Source organism: Pedobacter jamesrossensis, assembly GCF_042650905.1.
GTDB lineage: Bacteria > Bacteroidota > Bacteroidia > Sphingobacteriales > Sphingobacteriaceae > Pedobacter > Pedobacter jamesrossensis.
Genome location: NZ_JBHSBY010000034.1, coordinates 44,479 through 68,942, shown reverse-complemented (window position 1 = coordinate 68,942; position 24,464 = coordinate 44,479). Strand labels below are relative to the sequence as shown.

General features: G+C 36.0%; 25 protein-coding genes. 11 read left to right on the top strand and 14 right to left on the bottom strand.

Annotated features, from left to right (window positions below; translation table 11 throughout):
* Positions 1 to 197: 197 nt before the first annotated feature.
* The 10 genes from ilvC to ACFOUY_RS06995 all read left to right on the top strand — a co-directional run bounded on the left by ilvC (position 198) and on the right by ACFOUY_RS06995 (position 11,560).
* The gene (gene ilvC / locus ACFOUY_RS07040; protein WP_378959780.1) at positions 198 to 1,679 is read left to right on the top strand and encodes a ketol-acid reductoisomerase; all 1,482 of its coding nucleotides are present in this window, start codon (positions 198 to 200) and stop codon (positions 1,677 to 1,679) included.
* Between the two features lie 154 nt (positions 1,680 to 1,833).
* Complete coding sequence (gene leuC / locus ACFOUY_RS07035; protein WP_378959779.1) at positions 1,834 to 3,237, top strand: 3-isopropylmalate dehydratase large subunit; 1,404 nt, start codon at positions 1,834 to 1,836, stop codon at positions 3,235 to 3,237.
* Positions 3,238 to 3,290: 53 nt separating this feature from the next.
* A complete protein-coding gene (locus ACFOUY_RS07030) occupies positions 3,291 to 3,638 on the top strand; it encodes an antibiotic biosynthesis monooxygenase family protein (RefSeq protein WP_378959778.1) in 348 nt (115 codons plus the stop codon).
* Between the two features lie 76 nt (positions 3,639 to 3,714).
* Positions 3,715 to 4,479: a class I SAM-dependent methyltransferase gene (locus ACFOUY_RS07025; RefSeq protein ID WP_378959777.1), complete on the top strand. Its 765-nt coding sequence runs from the start codon at positions 3,715 to 3,717 to the stop codon at positions 4,477 to 4,479.
* 65 nt (positions 4,480 to 4,544) lie between these two features.
* A complete protein-coding gene (gene leuD, locus ACFOUY_RS07020; RefSeq protein ID WP_378959776.1) occupies positions 4,545 to 5,126 on the top strand; it encodes a 3-isopropylmalate dehydratase small subunit in 582 nt (193 codons plus the stop codon).
* Positions 5,127 to 5,377: 251 nt separating this feature from the next.
* On the top strand, positions 5,378 to 6,778 hold the full coding sequence (locus ACFOUY_RS07015; protein WP_378959775.1) for an ATP-binding cassette domain-containing protein: 1,401 nt from the start codon (positions 5,378 to 5,380) through the stop codon (positions 6,776 to 6,778).
* A gap of 99 nt (positions 6,779 to 6,877) precedes the next feature.
* Positions 6,878 to 7,969: a 3-isopropylmalate dehydrogenase gene (gene leuB, locus ACFOUY_RS07010; protein WP_378959774.1), complete on the top strand. Its 1,092-nt coding sequence runs from the start codon at positions 6,878 to 6,880 to the stop codon at positions 7,967 to 7,969.
* Between the two features lie 10 nt (positions 7,970 to 7,979).
* Entirely contained in the window at positions 7,980 to 9,485 is a 1,506-nt protein-coding gene (locus ACFOUY_RS07005) for a 2-isopropylmalate synthase (RefSeq protein ID WP_378959773.1), read from the top strand.
* Between the two features lie 388 nt (positions 9,486 to 9,873).
* Positions 9,874 to 11,124 (top strand): threonine ammonia-lyase IlvA, encoded by a 1,251-nt coding sequence (gene ilvA / locus ACFOUY_RS07000; RefSeq protein WP_378959772.1) that lies wholly within the window; start codon positions 9,874 to 9,876, stop codon positions 11,122 to 11,124.
* Between the two features lie 85 nt (positions 11,125 to 11,209).
* On the top strand, positions 11,210 to 11,560 hold the full coding sequence (locus ACFOUY_RS06995; protein WP_378959771.1) for a cupin domain-containing protein: 351 nt from the start codon (positions 11,210 to 11,212) through the stop codon (positions 11,558 to 11,560).
* A gap of 83 nt (positions 11,561 to 11,643) precedes the next feature.
* Here ACFOUY_RS06995 and ACFOUY_RS06990 read toward each other — a convergent pair whose 3' ends face one another.
* Entirely contained in the window at positions 11,644 to 12,204 is a 561-nt protein-coding gene (locus tag ACFOUY_RS06990) for a DUF4230 domain-containing protein (RefSeq protein ID WP_378959770.1), read from the bottom strand.
* A 139-nt stretch (positions 12,205 to 12,343) separates the two neighbouring features.
* Between ACFOUY_RS06990 and ACFOUY_RS06985 the strand changes: the two genes are divergently transcribed.
* A complete protein-coding gene (locus tag ACFOUY_RS06985; RefSeq protein WP_378959769.1) occupies positions 12,344 to 12,754 on the top strand; it encodes a hypothetical protein in 411 nt (136 codons plus the stop codon).
* Positions 12,755 to 12,763: 9 nt separating this feature from the next.
* On the opposite strand, the gene ACFOUY_RS06980 is transcribed toward ACFOUY_RS06985, so the two are convergent.
* The 13 genes from ACFOUY_RS06980 to hemL all read right to left on the bottom strand — a co-directional run bounded on the left by ACFOUY_RS06980 (position 12,764) and on the right by hemL (position 24,437).
* Positions 12,764 to 13,756, bottom strand: coding sequence for an ABC transporter ATP-binding protein (locus ACFOUY_RS06980; RefSeq protein ID WP_378959768.1), 993 nt, complete (start codon positions 13,754 to 13,756; stop codon positions 12,764 to 12,766).
* A gap of 119 nt (positions 13,757 to 13,875) precedes the next feature.
* Positions 13,876 to 14,688: an outer membrane beta-barrel protein gene (locus ACFOUY_RS06975; protein ID WP_378959767.1), complete on the bottom strand. Its 813-nt coding sequence runs from the start codon at positions 14,686 to 14,688 to the stop codon at positions 13,876 to 13,878.
* Between the two features lie 75 nt (positions 14,689 to 14,763).
* Complete coding sequence (locus ACFOUY_RS06970; RefSeq protein ID WP_378959766.1) at positions 14,764 to 15,510, bottom strand: hypothetical protein; 747 nt, start codon at positions 15,508 to 15,510, stop codon at positions 14,764 to 14,766.
* Positions 15,491 to 16,060, bottom strand: coding sequence for an RNA polymerase sigma factor (locus tag ACFOUY_RS06965; RefSeq protein WP_378959765.1), 570 nt, complete (start codon positions 16,058 to 16,060; stop codon positions 15,491 to 15,493). Before ACFOUY_RS06965 ends, ACFOUY_RS06970 begins: the two co-directional genes overlap by 20 nt.
* Before the next feature lie 438 nt (positions 16,061 to 16,498).
* Complete coding sequence (locus ACFOUY_RS06960; protein WP_378959764.1) at positions 16,499 to 17,653, bottom strand: hypothetical protein; 1,155 nt, start codon at positions 17,651 to 17,653, stop codon at positions 16,499 to 16,501.
* A 178-nt stretch (positions 17,654 to 17,831) separates the two neighbouring features.
* Positions 17,832 to 18,386 carry a CopD family protein gene (locus tag ACFOUY_RS06955; protein WP_378959763.1) on the bottom strand — a complete coding sequence of 185 codons (555 nt, stop codon included), beginning with the start codon at positions 18,384 to 18,386 and terminating at the stop codon, positions 17,832 to 17,834.
* A gap of 89 nt (positions 18,387 to 18,475) precedes the next feature.
* Positions 18,476 to 19,129, bottom strand: a complete 654-nt coding sequence (locus ACFOUY_RS06950) for a hypothetical protein (protein WP_378959762.1) — start codon at positions 19,127 to 19,129, stop codon at positions 18,476 to 18,478.
* Positions 19,129 to 19,362, bottom strand: a complete 234-nt coding sequence (locus tag ACFOUY_RS06945; protein WP_378959761.1) for a hypothetical protein — start codon at positions 19,360 to 19,362, stop codon at positions 19,129 to 19,131. The genes ACFOUY_RS06950 and ACFOUY_RS06945 overlap by 1 nt, the downstream gene beginning before the upstream one ends.
* Before the next feature lie 47 nt (positions 19,363 to 19,409).
* Positions 19,410 to 20,435, bottom strand: coding sequence for a uroporphyrinogen decarboxylase (hemE, locus tag ACFOUY_RS06940; protein ID WP_378959760.1), 1,026 nt, complete (start codon positions 20,433 to 20,435; stop codon positions 19,410 to 19,412).
* Positions 20,436 to 20,624: 189 nt separating this feature from the next.
* The gene (locus ACFOUY_RS06935) at positions 20,625 to 21,140 is read right to left on the bottom strand and encodes a hypothetical protein (RefSeq protein ID WP_378959759.1); all 516 of its coding nucleotides are present in this window, start codon (positions 21,138 to 21,140) and stop codon (positions 20,625 to 20,627) included.
* Positions 21,140 to 21,844, bottom strand: coding sequence for a response regulator transcription factor (locus tag ACFOUY_RS06930; RefSeq protein ID WP_109926856.1), 705 nt, complete (start codon positions 21,842 to 21,844; stop codon positions 21,140 to 21,142). The genes ACFOUY_RS06935 and ACFOUY_RS06930 overlap by 1 nt, the downstream gene beginning before the upstream one ends.
* Positions 21,845 to 21,852: 8 nt before the next feature.
* Entirely contained in the window at positions 21,853 to 22,719 is an 867-nt protein-coding gene (locus tag ACFOUY_RS06925) for a sensor histidine kinase (RefSeq protein WP_378959758.1), read from the bottom strand.
* A 347-nt stretch (positions 22,720 to 23,066) separates the two neighbouring features.
* Positions 23,067 to 24,437, bottom strand: coding sequence for a glutamate-1-semialdehyde 2,1-aminomutase (gene hemL, locus ACFOUY_RS06920; RefSeq protein ID WP_378959757.1), 1,371 nt, complete (start codon positions 24,435 to 24,437; stop codon positions 23,067 to 23,069).
* Positions 24,438 to 24,464: the final 27 nt, after the last annotated feature.

Here is a 24,464-nt window from a genome sequence, read left to right as displayed (position 1 = left end):
CTTCAGGAGATTTAGGGGTAAAATATTGAAACGGAAAGCGGGATTGAACTATACGAAAAGTACAGAACATTGCTTTTCAAGATCCTTAGACTACACTCAGGATGAAAAATTGAAAAATGTTTCGTGAGGAACGAACCATGGCTATAAAGAAATAAGATATAAACCGATAAATAAATAGAAATTAACCAATAAAAACGATGTCAAATTATTTTAACACATTACCTCTTAGAGAAAAATTAAACCAATTAGGTGTTTGCGATTTCATGGACAGTTCTGAATTTTTGGACGGTGTAAACGCATTAAAAGGCAAAAAACTAGTAATTGTTGGTTGTGGTGCTCAGGGCCTAAATCAAGGTTTAAATTTAAGAGATAGTGGTTTAGACGTAAGCTACACTTTACGCAAAGAGGCGATTGAAGGCAAAAGAGATTCGTGGAAAAATGCAACTGAAAACAACTTCAAAGTTGGAACTTACGAAGAATTAATTCCTACTGCTGATGTAGTAATTAACCTTACACCGGATAAGCAACACACTGCCGTTGTGAATGCAATTATGCCTTTAATGAAAGATGGAGCAACGTTATCTTATTCGCATGGTTTCAATATTGTGGAAGAAGGTATGCAAATTCGTAAAGATTTAACCGTAATTATGGTTGCTCCAAAATGTCCTGGTAGTGAAGTTAGAGCAGAATATGTTCGTGGTTTCGGTGTTCCAACGCTAATTGCTGTTCACCCAGAAAACGACCCACAAGGCAAAGGATTAGCACAAGCTAAAGCTTACGCGGTTGGTACTGGTGGACATAGAGCTGGTGTATTAAAATCATCATTCGTGGCTGAAGTAAAATCTGATTTAATGGGCGAGCAAACCATTCTTTGTGGTTTATTGCAAACAGGTTCTATCCTATCTTTCGATAAAATGGTAGAAAAAGGAATCGACGCTGGTTATGCCTCAAAACTGGTTCAATATGGTGTTGAAGTAATTACGGAAGCCTTAAAGCAAGGTGGAATTACGGCAATGATGGATCGCTTAAGCAATGTTGCTAAAATTAAGGCTTTCGAAATTTCGGAAGAATTGAAAGACATTATGCGTCCTTTGTTCCAAAAACACCAGGATGATATTATGAGTGGCGAATTTAGCCGTATTATGATGGAAGATTGGGCTGCTGGCGATAAAAACTTATTGGCCTGGAGAGCTGAAACTGGCGAAACTGCATTCGAAAAAACGCCTGCTGGTGATGTTAAAATTGGGGAACAGGAATATTTTGATAACTATACATTAATGGTTGCTTTTGTTCGTGCGGGTGTAGAATTAGCTTTCGAAACGATGGTGCAAGCAGGTATCAAACCAGAATCTGCTTATTACGAATCATTACACGAAACACCACTTATCGCAAACACGATTGCCCGTAAAAAATTGTTCGAAATGAACCGTGTAATTTCTGATACTGCAGAATACGGTTGTTATTTATTTGACCAAGCTTGTAAACCATTATTAGCTGATTTCATGAAGAAAGTGGATACTGATTTAGTTGGCAAAAACTTCAATGAAGATAAAGATGGTGGCGTTGATAACAGACAATTAATTGATATTAATGAATCAATCCGCTCGCATGAAGTAGAACAAATTGGTGCGACTTTGCGTAAAGCAATGACAGCAATGAAAGCAATTAAAACCGCATAAAAAGCCTCACCATAAATCCCCTCTCTATAAGAGAGAAGGCTTTTATACAGAAGCAAAAAGAAAAAATGCAGAATTATTCACTGCACAAAAATAACATACTCGCTACTCCCTCTCCTTCGGTGAGGGTTGGGGTGGGGCTAAAAATAACAAAGGGATGTCAAAAACATTAGTAGAAAAAATTTGGGATGCACACGTTGTAAAAAGTGAAGAAGGATTTCCTGATATTTTATACATTGATACACACTTAATACACGAGGTAACTTCTCCGCAGGCATTTGATGGCTTGCGCAAAAGAGGCTTGCCTGTTTTGCGCCCGAAACAAACGGTGGCAACTGCAGACCATAACGTACCAACTTTAAACCAGTTGCAGCCAATTAAAGAAGAGCTTTCCCGATACCAAGTGGATACGCTGACTAAAAATTGTGCCGAATTTGGGATCGAACTTTATGGTTTAGGGCATCCGTTTCAAGGGATTGTTCATGTAATCGGTCCTGAGCTAGGTATTACCTTACCTGGAAAAACGATGGTTTGTGGCGATAGTCACACTTCCACGCATGGCGCTTTCGGAGCGATTGCTTTCGGTATCGGAACTTCACAGGTAGAGCAGGTTTTTGCAACGCAATGTTTATTGCAATCGAAACCTAAAACCATGAAAATCGAAGTGAATGGTAAACTTGAGAAAGGTGTTGGTGCAAAAGACATTATCCTATACATTATTGCGCAGATTTCTGCAGCTGGTGGCACAGGATATTTCATTGAATATGCAGGATCCGCAATCGAAGCTTTAAGTATGGAAGCTCGTATGACCATTTGCAATATGAGTATAGAAATGGGTGCGAGAGGTGGATTAATTGCACCAGACCAAACTACTTTCGATTACATTAAAGGTAGAGAATTTGCTCCGGCAGGTGGAGAATGGGATAAATCTTTAGCATACTGGAAGACATTATACAGCGATGCTGATGCGAAATTCGATAGTGTTTTAACTTTCGATGCGGCAGAGATTACACCAATGATTACTTACGGAACCAACCCAGGAATGGGAATGGGTATCCAAGAAAATATTCCTGCGACAAATGCTCAGCCTGAGAAAGAAAAACTTTCTTATCAAAAAGCGTTGGATTATATGGGTTTTGATGATGATGCATCTTTAATTGGCAAACCAGTTGATTATGTTTTCATCGGCAGTTGCACCAACTCTCGTATCGAAGATTTACGCGAAGTTGCCGCTTTTGTAAAAGATAAACGCAAAGCGGATAATGTTACGGTGTGGATCGTTCCAGGCTCAAAACAAGTAGAACAACAAGCCATAAACGAAGGTTTGGATAAAATTTTCGAGGCCGCAGGGTTCCAACTACGCGAACCAGGTTGCAGTGCTTGTTTAGGTATGAACGAAGATAAAATCCCTGCTGGAAAATATTGTGTTTCTACATCGAACAGAAATTTTGAAGGTAGACAGGGGCAAAATGCAAGAACGTTATTGGCTAGTCCATTAACCGCTGCTGCTGCTGCTGTAATGGGTGTGATAACAGATGTTAGGGAATTATTAACCCCCTAACCCCCCTGAAGTGGGAACACAGGGTTCAAAAACTTGGATGCAAAACAATAAAGATGGAAGATAGCAATACCGATAGAAAGGCAAAAGCCCCCTTTAGCGGGTTAGGGGTTTTAGAAGTTGCTATATTATTTATCAAACCTGGTTTATCAGCTGATTTTGAAAAAGCTTTTAGCGAGGCGCAAAAAGTTATCTCTTCAACGGATGGTTATATTTCTCATCAATTGAAGAAGTGTTTAGAGGAAACAGATAAGTACATATTGCTTGTAAACTGGCAAACTTTAGAAGCACATACTGAAGGTTTCAGAGGTTCGGCAGCATATCAAGATTGGAAAAAGTTATTACATCACTTTTATGAGCCTTTTCCAGTAGTTGAACATTATGCTGAGGTAAATCAAAGCTGAAAGATAAAAAACCAAAGTAAAATAAATCTTAGATGTGCTTAGGTGTCTTAGATGGTGAAAAATTAAGCAAAAAGTTATGCCAGAAATAGTTTGGGATGCAACATTATACGACAAGCAACATCATTTCGTATCTGATTACGGAGCGGATGTTTTGCAATGGTTGGCGCCGAAAATCGGCGAACATATTTTAGATATCGGTTGTGGCACAGGTCAGCTGGCTGCGCAAATTGCAGAAAGTGGAGCAACTGTTTTAGGAACTGATGCTTCGGCCGATATGGTTAATAATGCAAAGACTGCCTATCCGAATTTAAAATTCGAAGTAGTTGATGGAACGAAACTTCCTTATCAGGAAGACTTCAATGCAATTTTTAGTAATGCGACTTTTCATTGGATTGAAAACCAGGAAGCATTGGTTGAAGGTTTATTTAAAAGCTTAAAAACCGGCGGAAGATTAGTTGCAGAATTTGGTGGAAAAGGAAATGTAAAAAGCATAACAGAGGCTATAAAATCTGCAGCTGAACAATTAGGATTTATTGATAAAGTAGTCACTAATTTTTGGTTTTTCCCATCAATTGGTGCTTACACAACTTTGTTAGAATCGAAAGGTTTCGAAGTAGAACAAGCCTGGTTATTCGACAGGCCAACTAAATTAATTAGCGAAGAAGGCATGTACATTTGGATCAACCAATTCGCCTCACATGCTTTCAAAAACTTAGATAACCAGCAAGCTGAATCAATTAAAAACTTGGCTGTAGAAATTCTAAAACCCAATTACTTCATCAACGGAGAATGGGTTGCAGATTATAGAAGATTGAGAGTGAAGGCTTGGAAGAAAGCTTAAAGACTAAAGACCAAAGAATAAAAATAATTAATCATAAAAATTTCCCCTTAAGGGGAATAAGGGGTATGAAAAAATTCACAAAATTAACATCGGCAGTTGTGCCTTTAAACATAGAGAACATCGATACCGACCAGATTATTCCTGCCAGGTTTTTGAAAGCCACCACTCGTGAAGGTTTCGGTGAGAATTTGTTCCGCGATTGGCGTTATGAAAATGATAGCCAACCTAAAGCAGATTTCGTTTTAAACGATCCCACTTATAGCGGTAAGGTTTTGGTTGCCGGTAAAAACTTCGGTTGTGGTAGCAGTCGTGAGCATGCCGCTTGGGCCATTCAAGACGCAGGTTTTGATGTGGTAATTAGCAGTTTCTTTGCTGATATTTTTAAAGGAAATGCATTAAACAATGGCTTGCTTCCTATTCAGGTTAGCGAAGAATTTTTAGCTCAAATTTTTACCGCAGTTAATGCCAATGCAAAATCGCCTTTAACAGTTGACTTAGAAAATCAAACGGTTACCATTGTTGAAACAGGTGAGGCTGAAACTTTTGAAATTAACGTCTACAAAAAATCTTGCTTAATTAATGGCTATGATGATATCGATTTCATTTTAGCCCAAAAAGAGTTGATTGAGGAATTTGAGAAAAGCTGAAAGACCAAAGCTTAAAGACTTAAGCGAACACACACGTCATTACGAGGCACGAAGCAATCTAACAACTATCGCTAGGTTCTTCAACCCATCGCTTTAAAATTGCTTAATTCCTCTCAATGACGAATGAACATAACAGAATTTAAAAAAACTTAGGTGCGCTTAAGTTTCCTAAAGTGGTTAAAAAAACAGTGAAAGAAAGTATAGTCAGCATTCAAAACTTAAACCTTAAATACCCGCAAAAATCGGTGTTAATGGATTTGAATTGGACTATAAATACCGGCGAAAACTGGGTTTTATTTGGCAAGAGTGGTAGTGGAAAAACCTCATTGGCAAAAATTATTGCTGGTTTAGAAAAGGCAATTGGCGAAGTAAATATCGATTTCAAAACTGATACTAACCTACCTCCCGAAGTTTTATTTGTAGAGAGCTGGTACCAGTTTAAAAACTTAGAAGGCGTTGCCAATTTCTATTATCAACAACGTTATACCAGTCAGCAGGCAAAAGATACGCTTACTGTTCATGCAGAATTAGTTGGTTACGGCAAAGAGAAAGGACTTCATTTTGATAAAGTTGAACCTATTTTAGAGGCATTAAATTTTTCTTCTTTTGCAAGTTCACAGTTAATTGAATTATCAAGCGGAGAGCATAAAAAATTACAACTGGTTAAGGCTTTATGGTTGAAGCCACAATTGTTAATCATCGACCAACCTTATACCGGCTTAGATGCTGCATCACGTAAGAATTTAAACATTCTTTTAGATGAAGTTTCGGCCAAAGGTGTGCAAATGATTTTAATTTCTAACGATGCGGAATTACCAGCTTCAATCAATCGCTATGCGGAGATAAAAGATGGACAGATCTCAGTTTCTGATATAAGAAAAATAAAATCCTTTTCTACGGAAAAACATAATAGAGAAATTCCAGATTTTTTAAAGGAATCGCCAGTTTATTCATCTAAAAACATCATTAAAATGGTTGATGTAAACATCAGCTATGGCGAAAAGCAAGTCCTCAAGAACATCAATTGGGAAGTTAAAGCTGGAGAAAAATGGTTATTGCAAGGACATAATGGCTCGGGTAAATCTACTTTGTTAAGCTTGGTAAATGGCGACCATCCACAATCTTATGCCAATGAACTTTATTTATTTGGTAAAAGGCGTGGGAGCGGTGAGAGTATTTGGGACATTAAACAACACATAGGCTTAATCTCACCAGAGTTTCACTGGTATTTTGATGCCTCAGCTACAGTTTGGCAAAGCATTGCATCAGGCTTTTACGATACCGTTGGATTATTTCAGCAGTTACCTTATACCAAAAGCAAACAAGTTGATGAGCTGGTAGAATATTTTGGGTTAACAGCTTCTAAAAATGAATTATTAAAATCTCTGCCATTGGGAAAACAAAGGTTGGTTTTGTTGGCAAGAACCATTATCAAAAATCCTGAATTATTAATTCTGGATGAACCCTGCCAGGGTTTAGACCAACAGCAAACACAGCATTTCAATCAATTAATTGATGAATTGTGTAGCAATGGAATGACCTTAATTTATGTTGGCCATTTTGAATCGCAGTTGCCAACCTGCATAGAAAAAAGAATATTATTAGAAAAAGGCGAGGTAAAATCGACTGAAGTAATTGAAGAACTGATTTAATAACAAAACTCGTCATCGCGAGGCACGAAGCAATCTCATTTATGGAGATACCGCGAAAAAGATTGCTTCGTGCCTCGCAATGACGATAAGATTTATACAATGAAGAAGAACATTTTAGTAATACCTGGAGACGGTATTGGACCCGAAGTCACCACATGGGGGAAAGCAGCATTAGAAAAAATTGCTGAAATTTTTGGTCATGAATTTTTGTTTGACGAGGCGTTGATGGGCCATGCGGCCATTGAAGTTACAGGTGAACCACTACCAGATGAAACCTTAGAAAAAGCAAGAAAAAGCGACGCTATCCTCTTTGGTGCCATCGGTCATGCCAAATATGATAACGACCCAAGTTTAAAAGTTAGACCTGAGCAAGGCTTATTGAAAATCCGTAAAGAACTTGGCTTATTCGCAAACCTCCGCCCAATATTACTATTTGATGAACTTCTTCAGGCATCAAGCATTAAACCAGAAATTTTAAGAGGTACAGATATTTTGTTCTTCCGCGAATTAACTGGCGATGTTTACTTTGGTGAAAAAACACGTTCCGAGGACAGAAATACAGCTTCTGATTTGATGATTTATCACCGTTACGAAGTAGAACGCATCGCACATAAGGCTTATCAAGCTGCACAACAACGGAGCAAAAGGTTATGTTCGGTAGATAAGGCAAATGTTTTAGAAAGTTCTCGCTTGTGGCGTGAAACTGTTCAGGAAATAGCAAAACAATATCCTGATGTAGAAACTGAACACATGTTTATTGATAATGCAGCGATGCAGCTAATCAAAAACCCTAAGAAATTTGACGTGGTTTTAACCGCCAATTTGTTCGGCGATATCCTTACCGATGAGGCATCTCAAATTGCAGGTTCGATGGGCATGTTGGCATCAGCATCTGTTGGCGAAAGCACAGGTTTCTTTGAACCTATTCATGGTTCAGCACACGATATTACCGGTAAAGATTTAGCCAACCCACTGGCCTCTATCCTATCTGCAGCACTGATGCTGGAAATTGGTTTCGGATTAAAAGAAGAAGCTAAACTACTGGTTGATACCGTTGATGCCGTTTTGAAAGAAGGTTTCAGAACGCATGATATTGCAGATCAAACTACTAACCGATTTAAAGTTTTAGGTACTGCCGAAATGGGCAAATTAGTCTTAAAGTTTTTATCACAAAATTCAATCAATTCCTAAACAAAGCATAATGATACTCGACCCAAATAAAGTATATATTTTTGATACAACCTTACGCGATGGAGAACAGGTTCCAGGCTGCCAGTTAGATACCGACCAAAAAATTGTAATTGCGAAAGCACTAGAATTACTTGGCGTAGATGTAATTGAAGCAGGATTTCCAATTTCTAGCCCTGGTGATTTTCAAAGTGTTGTAGAATTATCAAAGGCAATTAAAAATCCAACCATTTGTGCCTTAACAAGAGCAATAAAAGGTGATATTGATGTTGCTGCCGAATCTTTAAAATATGCTAAACATCCACGAATCCATACAGGAATTGGCTCTTCGGATATGCACATTAAATATAAATTTAACAGCACCAGAGAAAAGATTTTAGAAAGAGCTGTTGAAGCGGTTAAATATGCCAAAAAATTTGTTGAAGATGTTGAATTTTATGCAGAAGATGCAGGAAGAGCAGACAATGAATTTTTAGCGCAAATGATTGAAGCGGTTATTGCTGCTGGTGCAACTGTAGTAAATATTCCAGATACTAATGGTTATTGCATGCCCGACCAATATGGTTCTAAAATCCTTTACTTAAAGGAAAATGTTAAAAATATCGACCAAGCAATTATCTCTGTTCACTGCCATAACGATTTAGGTTTGGCTACTGCAAATAGTATTGCTGGGGTTGTTAATGGTGCTCGCCAGATTGAATGTACCATAAATGGAATAGGCGAAAGAGCTGGAAATACGGCTTTGGAAGAAGTTTCGATGATTTTGAAAACCCATAGTTTGGGCTTGCACACCGGAATTAACAGCAAACATTTTACTGAAATTAGCGGAATGGTGAGCAGAATGATGCACATGCCTGTTCAGCCGAATAAAGCAATTGTTGGTAAAAATGCCTTTGCACATAGTTCTGGTATCCATCAGGATGGTTTCTTAAAACATCGTGAAAACTATGAAATTATCAACCCTGAAGATGTTGGTTTAAATAGTGCTGATATTATTTTAACAGCTCGCAGTGGGCGCCATGCTTTAAAGCACCATTTAGAGCGTTTAGATTATGATATCGAAAAAATTAATATTGATGATATTTACGAGCGTTTCCTGGTTTTAGCTGATGAGAAAAAAGATATTACAGACGATGATTTGTTGTTCTTAATGAGTAATGGCGAAACAGAATCATATAAAAATGGCTACAAATTAAACTTATTGCAAGTGGTTTGTGGCGATTTGGAAAAACCAACTGCAACCATTAAACTTCAATACAATAACGAAGAAAAGGAAGCAAAAGCTGAAGGTAATGGACCTGTTGATGCTACGATTAACGCCATTGTAAGCATCATTGATAAAGATATCACACTTAAAGAATTTACTATTCAGGCGATGCATGGCGGAAGCGATGATGTAAGTAAGGTGAATATGAAAGTAGATTACCAAGGAAAATCTTTTGTAGGTTTTGGCTTCAGCACCGATATTGTAAAAGCATCTGCCAATGCATATTTAGATGCAATTAATAAGTTTTTGTAAGAGAGCTAAAAGCTTAAAGACCAAAGTGGAAAAAATAAAAAGTAAGGAATAAAGCGAAATGCGAATAGTCCTTCCGTCATTACAAGGCACAAAGCAATCTGATAATGGATAAATTGAAAAGTAGAGCTTTTAAACTATGAGGGGAAAATCCCCCTCCTTATTTTCAAGGAGGGGTTGGGGTGGTTTCGATTATAGAAGCACAAAACTGAACAATCTAAACCCGATTGAAGTGAAACCTTTTTTATTACCCTTCAACTACGCTCAGGATGGCAATAAAAAAGCTTGAAACGAAAAGCGGGACTACATTAACCGATTAGCACCTGAATTGCTTTTCAAAAAACATAAGTAAAAAATCTAGTCTTGATTCTACATACTCGATACTTAAAATATGAATGATACAATAAAAAATACTTTCGATTTTGAAGGTGCATTTAAAACTTTAGAAGGGGTTGTAAAACGCACTCCGCTTGAGTATAATGCAGGATTGTCGTTAAAATACAATGCAAATATTTATCTAAAAAGAGAAGATTTACAAATTGTTCGTTCTTACAAATTGCGTGGTGCCTATAATAAGATAAGCACCTTAAATACTGATGCTTTAGAGAATGGAATTGTATGTGCCAGCGCTGGTAATCATGCTCAGGGCGTAGCTTATTCTTGCAAAAAGCTAGGCATTAAGGGTGTAATTTTTATGCCTGAAATAACCCCTAAGCAAAAAATCAAGCAAGTAAATATGTTTGGTGGCGATAATATTGAAATTGTTTTAGTTGGTGATACTTTTGACGATTGTTTAAAAGAAGCATTAATATATTGCGAAGAAAAATCATCAACCTTTATTCCGCCTTTTGATGATGACAAAGTGATTGAAGGACAAGCTTCAGTTGCAATGGAAATTTTTCAGGATTTACCGGACTTAGATGCCATAATTGTACCTGTAGGTGGTGGCGGTTTGGCATCGGGAGTTAGTGCTTACCTGCAAACAGTGAAACCTGATGTTAAAATTTTCGGTGTAGAGCCAATGGGCGCTCCATCGTTAAGTGAAGCGCTTAAAAATGGCGGACCGATAACAGTTGAAAACATTGAACGTTTTGTTGATGGGGCAGCAGTAAAAAGAATGGGCTGGATTACCTACAAATATTGTAAGGAACTACTTAGCTCAACCTACTTAATTCCAGAAGGGCAAATTTGCACAACTATTTTAAAGCTATATAATGAAGATGCCATTGTTGTAGAACCTGCTGGTGCTTTATCTGTTGCAGCTTTAGAACAGGTAAAAGACCATATTGTAGGTAAAAACATCGTATGTGTAATCAGCGGAGGTAATAACGACATAGAGCGCATGCAGGAAATCAAAGAGAAATCTTTACTTTTCGAAGGCTTAAAACATTACTTTATTGTACGTTTCCCACAAAGACCAGGTGCATTAAAATTATTTGTGAACGAGGTTTTAGGTCCTCATGATGATATTACACGTTTCGAGTTTATTAAAAAAACAAATAAAGAAAACGGCCCTGCTTTGGTTGGAATTGAATTAACGAATAAAGATGATTATGCAAGTTTGGTACAACGTATGAAATATTTTAAATTCGAAATTATTGAGTTGAACCAAGACCAGACTTTGTTTGAGTATCTGGTTTAATCTTTTAACACAATATAAATTTTACCATCTAAGAAATCTAAGTTCATCTAACCTAAATTCCTTAAATGTTAAATAAAACAACATTATGAATTTCAAAGATTTAACAAACAAAACATTAATTGCTGATAACGACATCAATTGGGAAGATTTAGGTGCTGGTGTTAAACGCAAAATTATGGCGTATGATGATAACCTGATGTTGGTTAAAGTCGATTTTGAAAAGGATGCTATCGGAACAGTTCACAACCATCCGCATTTACAACTGAGTTACGTTGCCCGTGGCAGTTTTGAAGTTATGATGGGCGATGACAAAAAAATATTAAACGAAGGTGATGTTTTCTTTGCACCAACCATGGTATTCCATGGAGTAGTTTGCTTAGAAGCCGGACTTTTAATTGATGTTTTTAATCCACATCGTGAAGATTTTCTGAAATAGAAAATTTCACCATCATAGAAACATTAGAGCATCTAAGCAAATTCCCTTAAAATGTTCGTTATTTTTCATAAATGGTGAAAAATTTATTCAAAAGTCAACCTTACATTTTTATAGCCTAACCCCTCAATCAGAGGTCTTAGCACAATCAGAGCATTGTTTTTTGTCTGTGCTAAAATATCCGATTTCTTAACTTCGGCAGCAACATGTTTTTCGGCGGCTTTGTAAGCTTCATCTACCAATCCAGCCTCGCGGAAGAAAGCCATTTTAGTGTCGTAAACTTTAGAGTTTTTGTGGTCAATTTTTACGTAACAAATCTCTGGCTGTGGTAAATTTACTACAGCTGTATCGGCATCAATATCAATATCGTTAATTGTAATTTTTGTAAGATCGATACAACCCACTGCTTCTGCTTTTACAATAAGCAACACGCTGGCCTCAGGTAAAAAATCTGTTTTATTCTTATGTTCCAAAACGTCACTAATTTGGTAGCGAACCAGCTCCAGTTTGCCAATAGACTCAATTTTCTCTACTAAAAGCTGATGTTTGCTTTCAACGGATGTATTAATGCTGAACTTTTTTGAGATAAAAAAATAACCCGCTACTAATAAAATTAACCATGGTAAAACTCTAAAAACGATTCTCATAATGGAGGAAATTAATTCAAATTTCAATATTGTGTGTTTAAAGAATAAACAAATATTAATCCATATTGTGTTCATCAGAATTTTTGGCAGTGGTTTTGTATTACGCATAGCACACACACACAAATTAAGCAAAATCAACATGAAAAAACTTACTATCCTAATGCTTTGCATTGTCACACTAGGTCTGGCATCTTGCAAGAAAGACACAATTGTTCAAAACACTCCAAACATTACTTTATACAAAACCATCCAGCCTAATCAGTGGATTTCGGGAAGTGATGCAAATGGACTTTATTATTACGTTGACATTACCGATAATAGAATAGAACAATATGAAGATGATGGTATCATCTTATCCTTTGCCCGTTTCAATGATGATGGATATGATGCATTGCCTTTTACCTATGGAACTGATTCATACAGCTATAGCTCATTCCCTGGAAGAATCAGAGTATATTTACAATACAACAATAACAGAGGAACACTACCAGTAAGACCAACTGCAAGTATAGGTGCCAGAATTGTTTTAGTAGCATCTACTGCTGATTAAAAAAACTATTTAAAACTCTAAAAAACGACTAATGTTCAACTGAACGTAGTCGTTTTTTTTATGCTCGCCCCTATTTAGCTGCAGGGCTCGAACCGTAACTCCGTTTCTTTCCAGTAATAATTCATCGTAGAAACCTTTATAATATACATCCCTTACTTCAAATCTTCTACTACTCCAGTTACTATTTATTTCTGCCCATTCTGGGTAAAAAACTATATTTCCAGCAAAAGTTTTCAAACCTAATTTTTCAGCATCGCCACGAGATAAGACTACTGCATTACCTAATATCTGTGCAGTATAAATGTGTTTAGGCTGTTGATAAATTTCTGACGGTTTACCTGTTTGTAAAAGTTCCCCATTTCGTAAAATCAACAGCTGGTCGGCTAAAAATAAGCCATCTGCCGGATCGTGAGAAACTAAAATAACCGTAACGCCAGTTTCAGCAGCCACACGTTTTATATCAGCTCTCAGCTGGTTTTTAAGCAATGCATCTACCTGACTAAACGGTTCATCTAACAGCAAAACTTTGGTATCTGCAACCATTGCTTTGGCAATTGCCACACGTTGTTGCTCGCCACCGCTCAGCTCAATAATTTTTTTGTTCTGTAAGGGAAGAATCCTAAGATGCTCCATGATGGCCAAAGTTTTCTCCGATTTGGTTTTGAGATCAGTATTGGAGAGTTGTAAAGCAATATTATCGTAAACCTTAGCATAAATATTCAATGAAAAATCTTGGGTAACCATCTTCATTTGCTTATGACCAGGAATTAACTGTTCATCAGGGCCTTTAACTGGTTGGTCTTCAAAAAAGATTTCTCCATCATCTTTTTTTAATAATCCATAGATAGATTTTAGCAAAGTCGATTTACCACTGCCACTTTCTCCGATAATAGCAACTACATCACCTCTTTTAATATCGAAAGTAATATCTTTAATTCCGGCAGCTTGCTCGGCTTGGTATTGTTTCGTTAAATTTTTTACACTGATTATGGTATCGCTCACACGGTAAATATAAAGCTAAAAGCAGAAAGACTAAAGCTTAAAGCGAAATGTTTTTATGCAAAAAATCCTGTTTCGCCTAACCGAAACAGGATTTTATCATAATTGTGTGTTATTATATTTTAGTTTAAGCCAAAGGTTACACCGAAACTCATGTTCTTTAAGCCTGCTTGCTGAGTTGTCGCAAACATATCGTTGAAGTAATATTTAGTAAATAAGCCTAAACCGCCGTAACCAAATCTAATTGTACCTCCATAACGTACCGATTGAAAATGGTAGCTATCATATTGTTTTTCTTTACCACGCTCTTCACTAACTTGTTTTATTTTTCCATTTAACAAGAAACTAACCTCTGGACCTAACACAAAATAGAATCTTTTACCTTTGCTGCTTTCGTTTGTACGGAATTCAAAGTTTAAAGGAATGTGGACATAACTGCTCGAGAAACGATTTTTAGAAAAGTGTACAGGTTGCTCGATATAAACAAATTCACTAGAGTTTTTAGCGATGGTAATATCTTTTCTAAGGCGAATTAACGTCCAATCGAAACCTCCTGCTACATAAACTTTAAAGTTTGAGTTAAAACGATATCCAAACTGTAAAACATCGAAAGAGAATGTGCTTGTTTTACCTCCTTTATAATCTAAAAAATCGTTGTTTGGCGAAAGGTTAAAGCTTCCATTATCAATTAATCTTGAAAAACCTAAATCAACTCTGGTAAAGGTAACGCCACCTACAAAGCGACCTTTCTTGGCATTATCTGTTGAATCAGAGATTTTAGTTATGAGATTTCCGCCACCAATAGTTAAATTATATTTAGCTTTCTTTTGTACTATAGTATCCTTAACCACTGTATCTTGCTGTGCAAAAGCATTTGGAGCGATAGCACCGACAAGTCCGCTTGCCAAAAGTGCTGTAAAAATTAGACGTTTCATATATTGTGTGTTTATGTTTCTCTTTTTTGAATAATTAATTTTTGTGGGATTGATGATTTCTTGAATAATCTTGTTCTATTTTTTCTTTTTGCCAAACTTAAATGGCCCGATGTTTATTGATGAAAGTGAAGAATCGTCATCATCAGTTCTAAACTGAATAAACTTATCTTTTCTCTTATCCACTGTATTTACAATTAAGTTAACTACATCGCCAACATTGCGGATGCCTTTGTTTTCTACCTGATTATTTTCACCAATCACTTCATCAGTTTTAATGGCGCCAATGTTTGATGCTAAAACAGTTTCATCCTTAGTTTGCAGAATGGCCTCATCAATTTTAGTTTTAATATCTTTCTTAGGCTCTTCAACTTTAGCAATCATAGTTTCTTGTTTTTGCAGTTCAGGTGCAGTAACTACCTTTTGCCTTTCTACTGGTTTAACATCATCTCTTAACTTAGTTTTAACTAAATTTGTACTTGGTTTACTCGTAACAGGTAAAGTTTGTTCAACTTTTTCAGTAGGCTTAACAACCGAAGAATCATTAACAGCTTGCTCCAAAATAACTGCTTGTTTAACTTTAGGTTGAATATTATTGGCATATTGTCTTGGTTTTACATCTTGTTGTTGATAAACCAAAAATCCAACCATTGCAATTATTAAAACTGCCGCCGCCGATAGCCAATAAATTGGGATTACCCTTTTTTTCTTAGGTTCAATTTCACTTTCAATGCTGCTCCACAAATCTCTCGATGGTGTAATTTCTGCATCTTCGAAAGTAGTTGCAAATAACTTATCAAAATCCTTATCCTGTATAGGTTGCATAACCAAATCCCTCCATTTTTATAATTTCTTCTTTTAATATTGCTCTGGCTCTCGATAGCTGCGATTTACTGGCACCCTCAGAAATACCTAACCTTTCTCCAATTTCTTTATGAGAATAACCTTCAATTACATACATATTGAAAACCATTCTATAGCCGTCTGCTAATTTCTGTATCACTTTCATTAAATCCTGCATCCCTAGAGTACCAAAATCAAATCCTGTTGATGGTTGTTCGTAAGCCTCATCTATCTCTACAACATTTAAGCTGCGTAAATTTTTACGGTAACTTTCAATAGCCGTGTTTACCATTACTCTTCTAATCCAACCCTCAAAAGAGCCATCGCCTCTGTACTCTTTTATCTTCTGAAAAATTTTAATGTATCCCATTTGCAATACATCTTCGGCCTCCATTCTATCTTTCGCATAGCGCATACAAACGGCTAACATTTTCGATGCAGTTTGCTTGTAAAGCAGCTCTTGCATCTTCCGGTCGCCAGCTTTGCAGCCCTCCATCAAATCGTTTATCGTATAGCTTCGCGTCAATTTCATTGTGTGTTTGTATATAGAAGATGGCAGATTACAAACATTGGTTGCATGAGGTGTTAAAAAAAGTTAAAACTATTTTTTATCGACTGATAATCAACGGAATAAATTCAAACTAATACCCAAGAAAGATATAATTTTTTTATTTGAAAATGAATGTTAATTGCTTTTTTGAAGTTTCAGTACCGTTATTCGTTGCAATCTTTTTTAAATCTATAAAATTTTAAAAACCTTATAGATTAAATCAAAAGTATTTGCACTCCTATCGGGTTTAGAAACTTAGAACAGTATTACAAACTTCAGGTTTGCATAGCGCATAATTTGGCTAAAGCCGAAATGCAATTTACTTATAATCCGTTGGCTGAAGCCAACGGCAAAGAATAGATATATTTTAACCAGCTTGTAATTCATTGCCCTCTGCTTAAGCTGACGGCAATCGAATTTTTAGTCTTTCTTCTTAACTTTAAACAATCTGAAATCCTGTTTGTAAGTCAAGAAAAACGAATGATTAAATTGCAGTTGCTTATCTGTATTATCCAAATCAATATGCGGTTCAAAACGAACATCCAGGTACAAATGTGGAATCAATTCCTTTTGGTAAGCATAACGCAACGAAACAATATTTCTACCACTTTGCTTTAAGCCATTTGTGTATAAATTACTCGAAACCGATTCATAAAGAGGCATTCCTTTAATCGAAATAAAATTATTTCCTTTCCAGTAAGAGGCAACCAAGCTTCCCCACTTACTTTCAACACCTGCATTTAACCACATACCAAAACCACCTTGGTAGGCACGACGTTTATCTGGCGATAAATCTTTATAAACTGCGATGTAGTTATCGGTATAAACTTGCTTAATGTTGGTGTTAATTGCTTTATGCAACTTTAACCCAGCAGCGCCGTTAAAAACAGTACTAATCGGAATTTCCTTTAACACATCAATTTGTCCACCTTGGTGAAAAGCTAAAAACTGGGCAGGAAAACTAAACTTCCAGCCATTGTTTTCTGCAATTGTACTTTCAGTAGATAAACCACCAATAATTTCTTCTTTTGCGGCCTCGCCAGCGTAAATCATTTTCTGCCAGGCAATCCAGGCATCCAAATTAAATTTCTTGCGTTCAACTAATAACTGCGTTCCATATTCAATTGGATTGGTAATCGTTCTTTCAAAATCATAAAGTGGCTCAATATATTTATGCTGAATGCCACCTTCCAAACTTCCAAAAATTAAAGTCAGATTTCTTTTATGGTATTTCAGGCTGAATAGAGGCTTGGCGTCCGTTATTCCATTCCTTCCAAAATCTTTACGAATGAAAGCACCGGCAGTTATAGCCAGATTTGGGTGCGCATAATATACAATTTGGGGCTGCAACTGTGTTCCATACAAGGTATAACCATCATGAAAATCGTTGGTGTACTCGTAATTACGAACGTAATTAAAATTGTAAAAATTAAAATGAACCTCGTTGGTTAGGCTACTATCTGGGCGAATTCTATTTTCAAGCGCCGATTGATTAAACTGCGCTGAAGCAAAATAAGAGGTAAAAATAAAAGTTATAAAGAGTAAGGTTTTTTTCAAACCTGTAGTTGTAAACATGAGTTTGGATTTTATCGCCCAAATTTAAAATAGTTTTTTGGTAAAGTACAAAGTAGCGAGCATCAAGTATCAAGAAGTTGAAACAAGTTTACGCAAAGGAAACAAAGGCTTCATATTTAAAAGTTAATTTATTTTTGCTTTGAATGTCGCTTTTACCTTTCTTCTTTAAGGTTTCACCTTACTTTTTCAATCTATAATTTTTATAAAGCTTCACGGCAATCATAATAGCCATAGCCACGCCCATAATGCCAATTAAACCATAAATCCAGTTTAGTGCATTTTTCAAAATCACAATAAAAACAATCGCAATCATAAAAATAGTAGCGAGTTCACGCCATAAACGGAGTTGAAAACTCGTCATCTTGAATTGATTATTTTTAAGCTGATTAACGATATTTTGACAGATGAAATGATAGATAAGTAGACCAATAACAAAGCCAAGCTTAACCCACATCCAATCCATTTGTAATAAACCTGGGTGCAAAGTAAGCATACTTGCACCTGCCAAAACAGAAATTACCATTGCCGGGGTAGCAATAATCCTCCACAAAGTTGCCTCCATTTTGATAAACTGCTTTATGAGGATACTTTTTTCTGGCTCAGGCTTTTCATTGGCCTCCCTATGGTAAATGAAAAGACTTAAAATATAAAACAAACCCGCCATCCAGCTAATCACGAATACAATGTGTACCGCAAGAAAGTAGTAGTAATATGGCTCTAAGATTTCTATCATTGTTTAAATTTATTCAAGATATAGCTTTCTATCCAATCAGGAATATTTAAAAATTCTAAATTTAATATTCCATTTTTAATATTGCCCACCTAATTATGCTTACTACTAGAATTATCCCAAAGATAAGTTACATCAGCCTTTTTAATCATATCGATTAATAAACCCATTGTCAAAAAGTAGCGTTTCTCAATCTTTTCTGTTTCAACCAAATGCCCACCCTTTAAAACCCGATCTTTAACCCTTTCTAGGTTTATCTTTGGTGTTTCTGTTCCGACAAAGTACAGGTACACTTTATAGTTATTTTGATGGGCAAAATCAATAAGATTTAATTTTGAAGGGTGTGAAAATACGGTTTCGAAAGCAAAAGATTTTTTATTTCTTAATAGCGCATACCGGATAAAATCAGCTATAATAGCAAAGTGATAAGAATTGTATATCGTTGTTTCTTCTGTATTTTTAACAATAACATTTTCTCGTAAAACTAAGTTCCAACTTTGGGTAGTGAAACCAGCTTTTATGAATAGACCGTTTTGAAAGCAAAATGACTCAAAATCCGTATTAGTAGCATCGATTTCAAACTCAGATAGGTTTAAAAAATTTTCCCGCTGAAACTTATCTTCTAATAAGTCTGCATTAACAAAAATTCTGGTAGAGAAATAGCTTGATTTTATCGAATCGAATAAAGTAGTTTTACCAGAGCCATTTGGTCCGGCAAAAATTCTCAATTTTGGCTGTTGAGGCATTAAAAAAGTTTAATTCTTTTTGAAGAAACCCTTCTTTGCTTAAAAACACCTTCTGCCACTTTAATCGTATCCCCGTTATTAAATGTTCTATAAACGCCATCTGCTTTAACCTCGGTTCTACCCAAGTTTAAAGCATCAACCACTCTTAAAACATCATCCATCTTTCTATTAACTGCCTTTATTAATTGCTTAATTGGCAGCTTATCCTCATCATTCAACGATTTTACAGTCATATACTCTTTAAGTTATATAGCTAATATACAAAAATCAATTGGTACGTTTAATACCTAAACTCCTTTACCACATCAATTGCGTACTTTACATTATCAAAAGGAATATCTGGCATAATACCATGACCTAAATTAAAGATAAAACCTTCTGTACCACGCATACGTTCAAATAATCTGTGTATTTGGGCTTTGATAACAGCTTTATCAGCATATAAAATATGTGGGTCTAAATTTCCTTGAACCGCAATACCTTGAGGTAAAGCATTTTTAATGTTCAATAAATCTGCGTTCCAATCTACCGAAATTACATCAGGCTTAGCCTCGGCCATAATTGGTGCAAAAACCGAACTTCCTTTACAGAAAGAAATTACCGGAATATCTTTTCTATTTAAATTAGAGATGATTTCCTGAATGTAACGGTGAGAAAATTCCTGATAATCATTCCATGATAAAGCAAGCGCCCAACTATCAAAAATCTGAACCGCGTTAACACCAGCAGCAATCTGAAGGTTCAAGTAATCAGCAGTTACTTTGGCAATTTTAGCCAAAAGTTTATGTGCCAATTCTGGTTGGTTGTGTATAAAAAGCTTGGTTAATTTAAAATCCTTTGAAGAACCACCCTCAATTAAATAGCTCATAACTGTAAAAGGTGCACCAGCGAAACCTATTAAAGGAATACGTCCATTTAAACGTTGCTGAATAACTTTAATCGCATCAGCAACATATTGCAACTCATCTAAACAATCAACATTTAAGTTATCGATATCTTGTGCGTTACGCACAGGATTTGCAAACTTAGGACCAACGCCTTGAGTAAAACTTAAATCGCCACCCATGGCCTCGCCAGTTACTAAAATATCACAGAATAAAATCGCTGCATCAATATCCAATAAATCAACAGGTAGCATAGTAACATCTGCCGCAATTTCAGGGGTTTTACACATCTCTAAAAAAGAGTATTTGTTTTTAATCTCCCAATATTGTGGCATAAAACGGCCAGCCTGACGCATCATCCATACTGGCGGGCGTTCTGTTTGTTTCGAAAATGCAGCGTCTAAAAATAAATTATTCTTCATGATTTGTATTTGATATCGCAAATCGCCACCCTGAATAATTTCCGGGTCTTATAACAAAAAGATGCTGAAATAAATTCAGCATGACGGTTAGGTAAAATTTTAATTGCGCAAATGTATAAATAAAAAAAAAACGAAGTACCTTTTTATTCCTAAACCGGTGCTTCGTTATTCAAAATGACAATATTAATATTATAATTTGCCTATTTCCTTTTCTATCTTGGTGATAATATCTTTCGAACGTGAAGATTCTGCAAGTTCTTTAGCCAATTTCGTATAAGCTTCAGCTTTTTCCTTGTCCTTTTTTCTTAGTGCAAGATTAGCCAAATGTATCAAAACATAACCTTTCTGATTTTTACCGCCAACCGGGAAACGACTTGCCAACTGAAAATGATATTCAGCCTTATCAAAATCTTCTTCCTTTAAGGCCATATTGCCTTGCATAAATTCATAATAACCCCTTCGGTTTTTCGATAATCTTTCTGGATTCGGAACTTCAGCCAACATTAGTTTAGCTTTTCCAAACTCATTGTTTTTAAAATATTTTGAAGCCATTAAAACAGAACTATGTCTAAAATGACTCCAGATAATAAAAACAAAAAGAAAACCTGCAACCGCTGCTAACTCATATTGATTATAGAAAATACAAACCAATGCTGCTAGCAAAAAAACGGCCATCAACACATACCTACCAAGACTGTTATACATTAATGAATATCAGTGAATTTATAGCCTACGCCACGAATAGAGTGGAAATAAACGGGATTTTTTTGGTCTGGCTCGAAATACTTACGGAACGTTAAAATAAAGTTATCAATTGTTCTGGTAGATGGATAGACATCGTAATTCCAAACGGTTTCTAAAATCTGTTCGCGAGAAACTGCATCGTTTTTACGCTCGATTAAAAGCTTTAACAACATGGTTTCTTTCTTCGTTAATGGTGTAATTGTACCATCGTCATGTTTCAATTCAAAAGAGTTGAAATAGATAGTTTTATCACCGATTTTGTAAGAATTTAATTCTTTTAAATCATCTGATTTTAAACTGCGTTTAACCAAGATACCAACACGAAGAATCAATTCTTCCAAGTTGAAAGGTTTAACTAGATAATCATCAGCTCCCTTTTTCAAACCTAAAACACGATCTTCGGAAGTGTTTTTAGCAGTTAAAAACATAATCGGAACTTCTGCATTCTCTAAACGAATTGTTTCACAAACCTGGAAACCATCCATCTCGGGCAACATTACATCTAAAATGATTAGATTAAAGCGTTCTTCTTTAAATATTTTAAGAGCGGTTTTGCCATCTTTAACGGCGTGAACTTTATAACCCTCAAGTTCTAGGTTTAATTTGATAGCATCTAACAAGTGATCCTCGTCTTCTACCAATAGAATTCTTAATTTTTGTGACATAATTGAGATTAACTAAATGTTACTTCAAAAATACTTCCTCGAGGCAAATTGTCTTTTACTGTAATATCTGCATCATGGTATTGTAAAACCTCTTTCACAATAAACAAGCCTAAACCTGTTCCTTTCGCTTTTCTGACATTCTCATTACCAACGCGGTAAAACTTATCAAATATCAACATTTTTTCGGCATCTGAAATACCTGGACCTTTATCTATAACACTTAACCTCAAATGTTCATCAACCTTATCTAAAACCACATTTATCTCATCGCAGGGACTCGAGTATTTCACTGCATTTTCGATTAAATTCGTCACTACTGACGATAAGGCAAACTTGTCACCCATTAACTGCAAATTTGGCTGAATTTGGGCGTTTATCAGCTGCTCGTTGCCGCAAGAATGAACTTGCAACCTGTCGGTAATTTTATAAACCAATTCTGAGAAGTTAAATTCTTCTTTCGGAAACGTGTAAGAACGATTTTCAATCTTGGTTGCCAACAACATATTCTCCACTAAATCATCCAAACGCTCAATATCTTTTAACGAATTATTCAACAATGAAGTTTGCCGAGCCTTATCTAAATCTCTTTTAACAATCGTTTGAATAGAAAGTTTTATTGCGGCCAAAGGCGATTTCAGCTCATGCGTAATCGACATCAAAAAATTCTGCTGCTGTTCACGTAATTTATCCTCGCCTTTTAACGATTGATGCAGAAAATAGCCACCAATACATAGCAAGAAAAGAAAAACAGAGCCTTCGCCCATTATCATCGTCATCCGGCTCGGCTGTAAACGCACCACCAATGTACCCCAAGAAATGAGCTGAATTAATGCATAAAGCAATAATGCGTAAAATATTATGATGGATTTCTTCATACCTGGGATTGTTATGATTTAAGGATTTTAAGATTTATTCCTTAATCACTAAAATTATATTATATTATTTAGAAAGCAATTTTCTGTTCATTTCGGTTATTTCAGTGCCGCTTTTTGTTTCTGCCGATTAAAAAACCGGAATCCACTTCAATCGGGTTTAGATAACTTGGGCTTGTGCAATAAATTAAAACCAGCCCCAACCCCTCCTTGAAAATAAGGAGGGGAGTTCCCCTCAAAGTTTACAACCTACAATAACAACAAAATAAGCTTATATTTTCTTTAATTTCTTATATGGTTAAAAACCTTTTGTTCTCCGTGAAAAATTTCGTGCCCTCTGTGGTTAAATACTACTTCTTAAACACCAAATCCAACGCCTCAAAAATAGCACGTTTTGCTTTCTCCAACTCAATTTTAGTATGTGCTGCAGAAACAAAACCAACTTCGTAACCCGATGGTCCTAAATAAATTCCACGGTTTAACAATTCACGATGCATAATTTTGAATTTCTCCATGCTATTAGCATCGATATCATCAGCAGATTGAATTTTATCCTTATCAGTAAAGGCAAACCAAAAAATAGAACCAATTGTAAATACTTTAAATTTATAGTTTCTGGCTGTTGCAAAACGCTGAATACTCGCCACGAATTCCTGTGATTTAGAATTTAAATCTTTATAGAAACTTGATTTATTTAATTCAGTTAAAGTTGCAATACCTGCAGCCATCGCAACTGGATTTCCAGAAAGTGTACCAGCCTGATAAACGCCTCCATCAGGAGAAATATGTGCCATAATCTCAGCAGATGCGCCATACATGCCAACAGGCAAACCACCACCGATGATTTTTCCATAGGTTACAATATCTGGAGTGATTCCATAATGTGCAGCAGCGCCCTCGAAACCGACTCTGAAACCAGTGATCACTTCATCAAAAATCAGCAATGAATTATTTTCAGTACAAATTTTACGCAAAAACTTTATGTATTCTTCATCCTGAATAATCAAACCATTATTTGCCGGAATACCTTCGATAATTACGGCAGCAACTCGGTCTTTAAATTGTGTAAAAGCTTGTTCAATTGCAGTTGTATCATTCAAAGGAATTACGATGGTTTCTTCAGCGAAAGATTTAGGAACACCAGCTGAAGATGTTTCACCGAAAGTAACTAAACCCGAACCAGCCTTAACTAAAAGCGAATCGCTATGACCATGATAACAGCCCTCAAATTTAATAATCTTATCGCGACCGGTGAAACCTCTTGCCAAACGAATGGCCGACATTACAGCTTCTGTACCCGAGCTTGTAAAACGAATTTTCTCTACAAAACGATTGTTTTTGATAATCAATTCTGCCAGTTCATTTTCCAAAGCTGTTGGCGCACCAAAGCTCATTCCATTCTGCATCACTTCGGTTACTTTCTCGCGGATTTTAGGATTGTTATGGCCTAAAATCAAAGGCCCCCAGCTTCCGCAAAAATCGATAAATTGATTTCCATCTGCATCCCAAATAAAGCAACCATCACCTTTTTCGATAAAAAGAGGTGTACCATAAACCGATTTAAATGCCCTTACCGGCGAATTCACGCCACCAGGAAAATACGTTTTTGATTTTTCATACAATTCGGCAGATTTTACTCTTGAAATATCTGGTTTACTCCCAGTATTTACAGGAATTTCGGCCTCGTTGCCTGAAAACATTTTCTTTAATTGATCTAACATTTTTATTAAGCTTAAAGCTGAAAGGCT

Excerpts from the sequence above, each read along its gene's own strand:
- ACFOUY_RS06990 (WP_378959770.1), bottom strand. The coding sequence starts at position 12,204 with ATGAGAATCGTTTTTAGAGTTTTACCATGGTTAATTTTATTAGTAGCG.
- ACFOUY_RS06930 (WP_109926856.1), bottom strand. The coding sequence starts at position 21,844 with ATGTCACAAAAATTAAGAATTCTATTGGTAGAAGACGAGGATCACTTG.
- ACFOUY_RS06950 (WP_378959762.1), bottom strand. The coding sequence starts at position 19,129 with ATGCCTCAACAGCCAAAATTGAGAATTTTTGCCGGACCAAATGGCTCT.
- ilvC (WP_378959780.1), top strand. The coding sequence starts at position 198 with ATGTCAAATTATTTTAACACATTACCTCTTAGAGAAAAATTAAACCAA.
- ACFOUY_RS06935 (WP_378959759.1), bottom strand. The coding sequence starts at position 21,140 with ATGTATAACAGTCTTGGTAGGTATGTGTTGATGGCCGTTTTTTTGCTA.
- hemE (WP_378959760.1), bottom strand. The coding sequence starts at position 20,435 with ATGAAGAATAATTTATTTTTAGACGCTGCATTTTCGAAACAAACAGAA.
- ACFOUY_RS06995 (WP_378959771.1), top strand. The coding sequence starts at position 11,210 with ATGAATTTCAAAGATTTAACAAACAAAACATTAATTGCTGATAACGAC.
- ACFOUY_RS07030 (WP_378959778.1), top strand. The coding sequence starts at position 3,291 with ATGGAAGATAGCAATACCGATAGAAAGGCAAAAGCCCCCTTTAGCGGG.
- leuC (WP_378959779.1), top strand. The coding sequence starts at position 1,834 with ATGTCAAAAACATTAGTAGAAAAAATTTGGGATGCACACGTTGTAAAA.
- ACFOUY_RS06985 (WP_378959769.1), top strand. The coding sequence starts at position 12,344 with ATGAAAAAACTTACTATCCTAATGCTTTGCATTGTCACACTAGGTCTG.
- hemL (WP_378959757.1), bottom strand. The coding sequence starts at position 24,437 with ATGTTAGATCAATTAAAGAAAATGTTTTCAGGCAACGAGGCCGAAATT.
- ACFOUY_RS06945 (WP_378959761.1), bottom strand. The coding sequence starts at position 19,362 with ATGACTGTAAAATCGTTGAATGATGAGGATAAGCTGCCAATTAAGCAA.
- ACFOUY_RS06970 (WP_378959766.1), bottom strand. The coding sequence starts at position 15,510 with ATGCAACCTATACAGGATAAGGATTTTGATAAGTTATTTGCAACTACT.
- ACFOUY_RS06965 (WP_378959765.1), bottom strand. The coding sequence starts at position 16,060 with ATGAAATTGACGCGAAGCTATACGATAAACGATTTGATGGAGGGCTGC.
- ilvA (WP_378959772.1), top strand. The coding sequence starts at position 9,874 with ATGAATGATACAATAAAAAATACTTTCGATTTTGAAGGTGCATTTAAA.
- ACFOUY_RS06960 (WP_378959764.1), bottom strand. The coding sequence starts at position 17,653 with ATGTTTACAACTACAGGTTTGAAAAAAACCTTACTCTTTATAACTTTT.
- ACFOUY_RS07015 (WP_378959775.1), top strand. The coding sequence starts at position 5,378 with ATGGATTTGAATTGGACTATAAATACCGGCGAAAACTGGGTTTTATTT.
- leuD (WP_378959776.1), top strand. The coding sequence starts at position 4,545 with ATGAAAAAATTCACAAAATTAACATCGGCAGTTGTGCCTTTAAACATA.
- ACFOUY_RS06975 (WP_378959767.1), bottom strand. The coding sequence starts at position 14,688 with ATGAAACGTCTAATTTTTACAGCACTTTTGGCAAGCGGACTTGTCGGT.
- ACFOUY_RS07025 (WP_378959777.1), top strand. The coding sequence starts at position 3,715 with ATGCCAGAAATAGTTTGGGATGCAACATTATACGACAAGCAACATCAT.
- ACFOUY_RS06925 (WP_378959758.1), bottom strand. The coding sequence starts at position 22,719 with ATGAAGAAATCCATCATAATATTTTACGCATTATTGCTTTATGCATTA.
- ACFOUY_RS07005 (WP_378959773.1), top strand. The coding sequence starts at position 7,980 with ATGATACTCGACCCAAATAAAGTATATATTTTTGATACAACCTTACGC.
- ACFOUY_RS06955 (WP_378959763.1), bottom strand. The coding sequence starts at position 18,386 with ATGATAGAAATCTTAGAGCCATATTACTACTACTTTCTTGCGGTACAC.
- leuB (WP_378959774.1), top strand. The coding sequence starts at position 6,878 with ATGAAGAAGAACATTTTAGTAATACCTGGAGACGGTATTGGACCCGAA.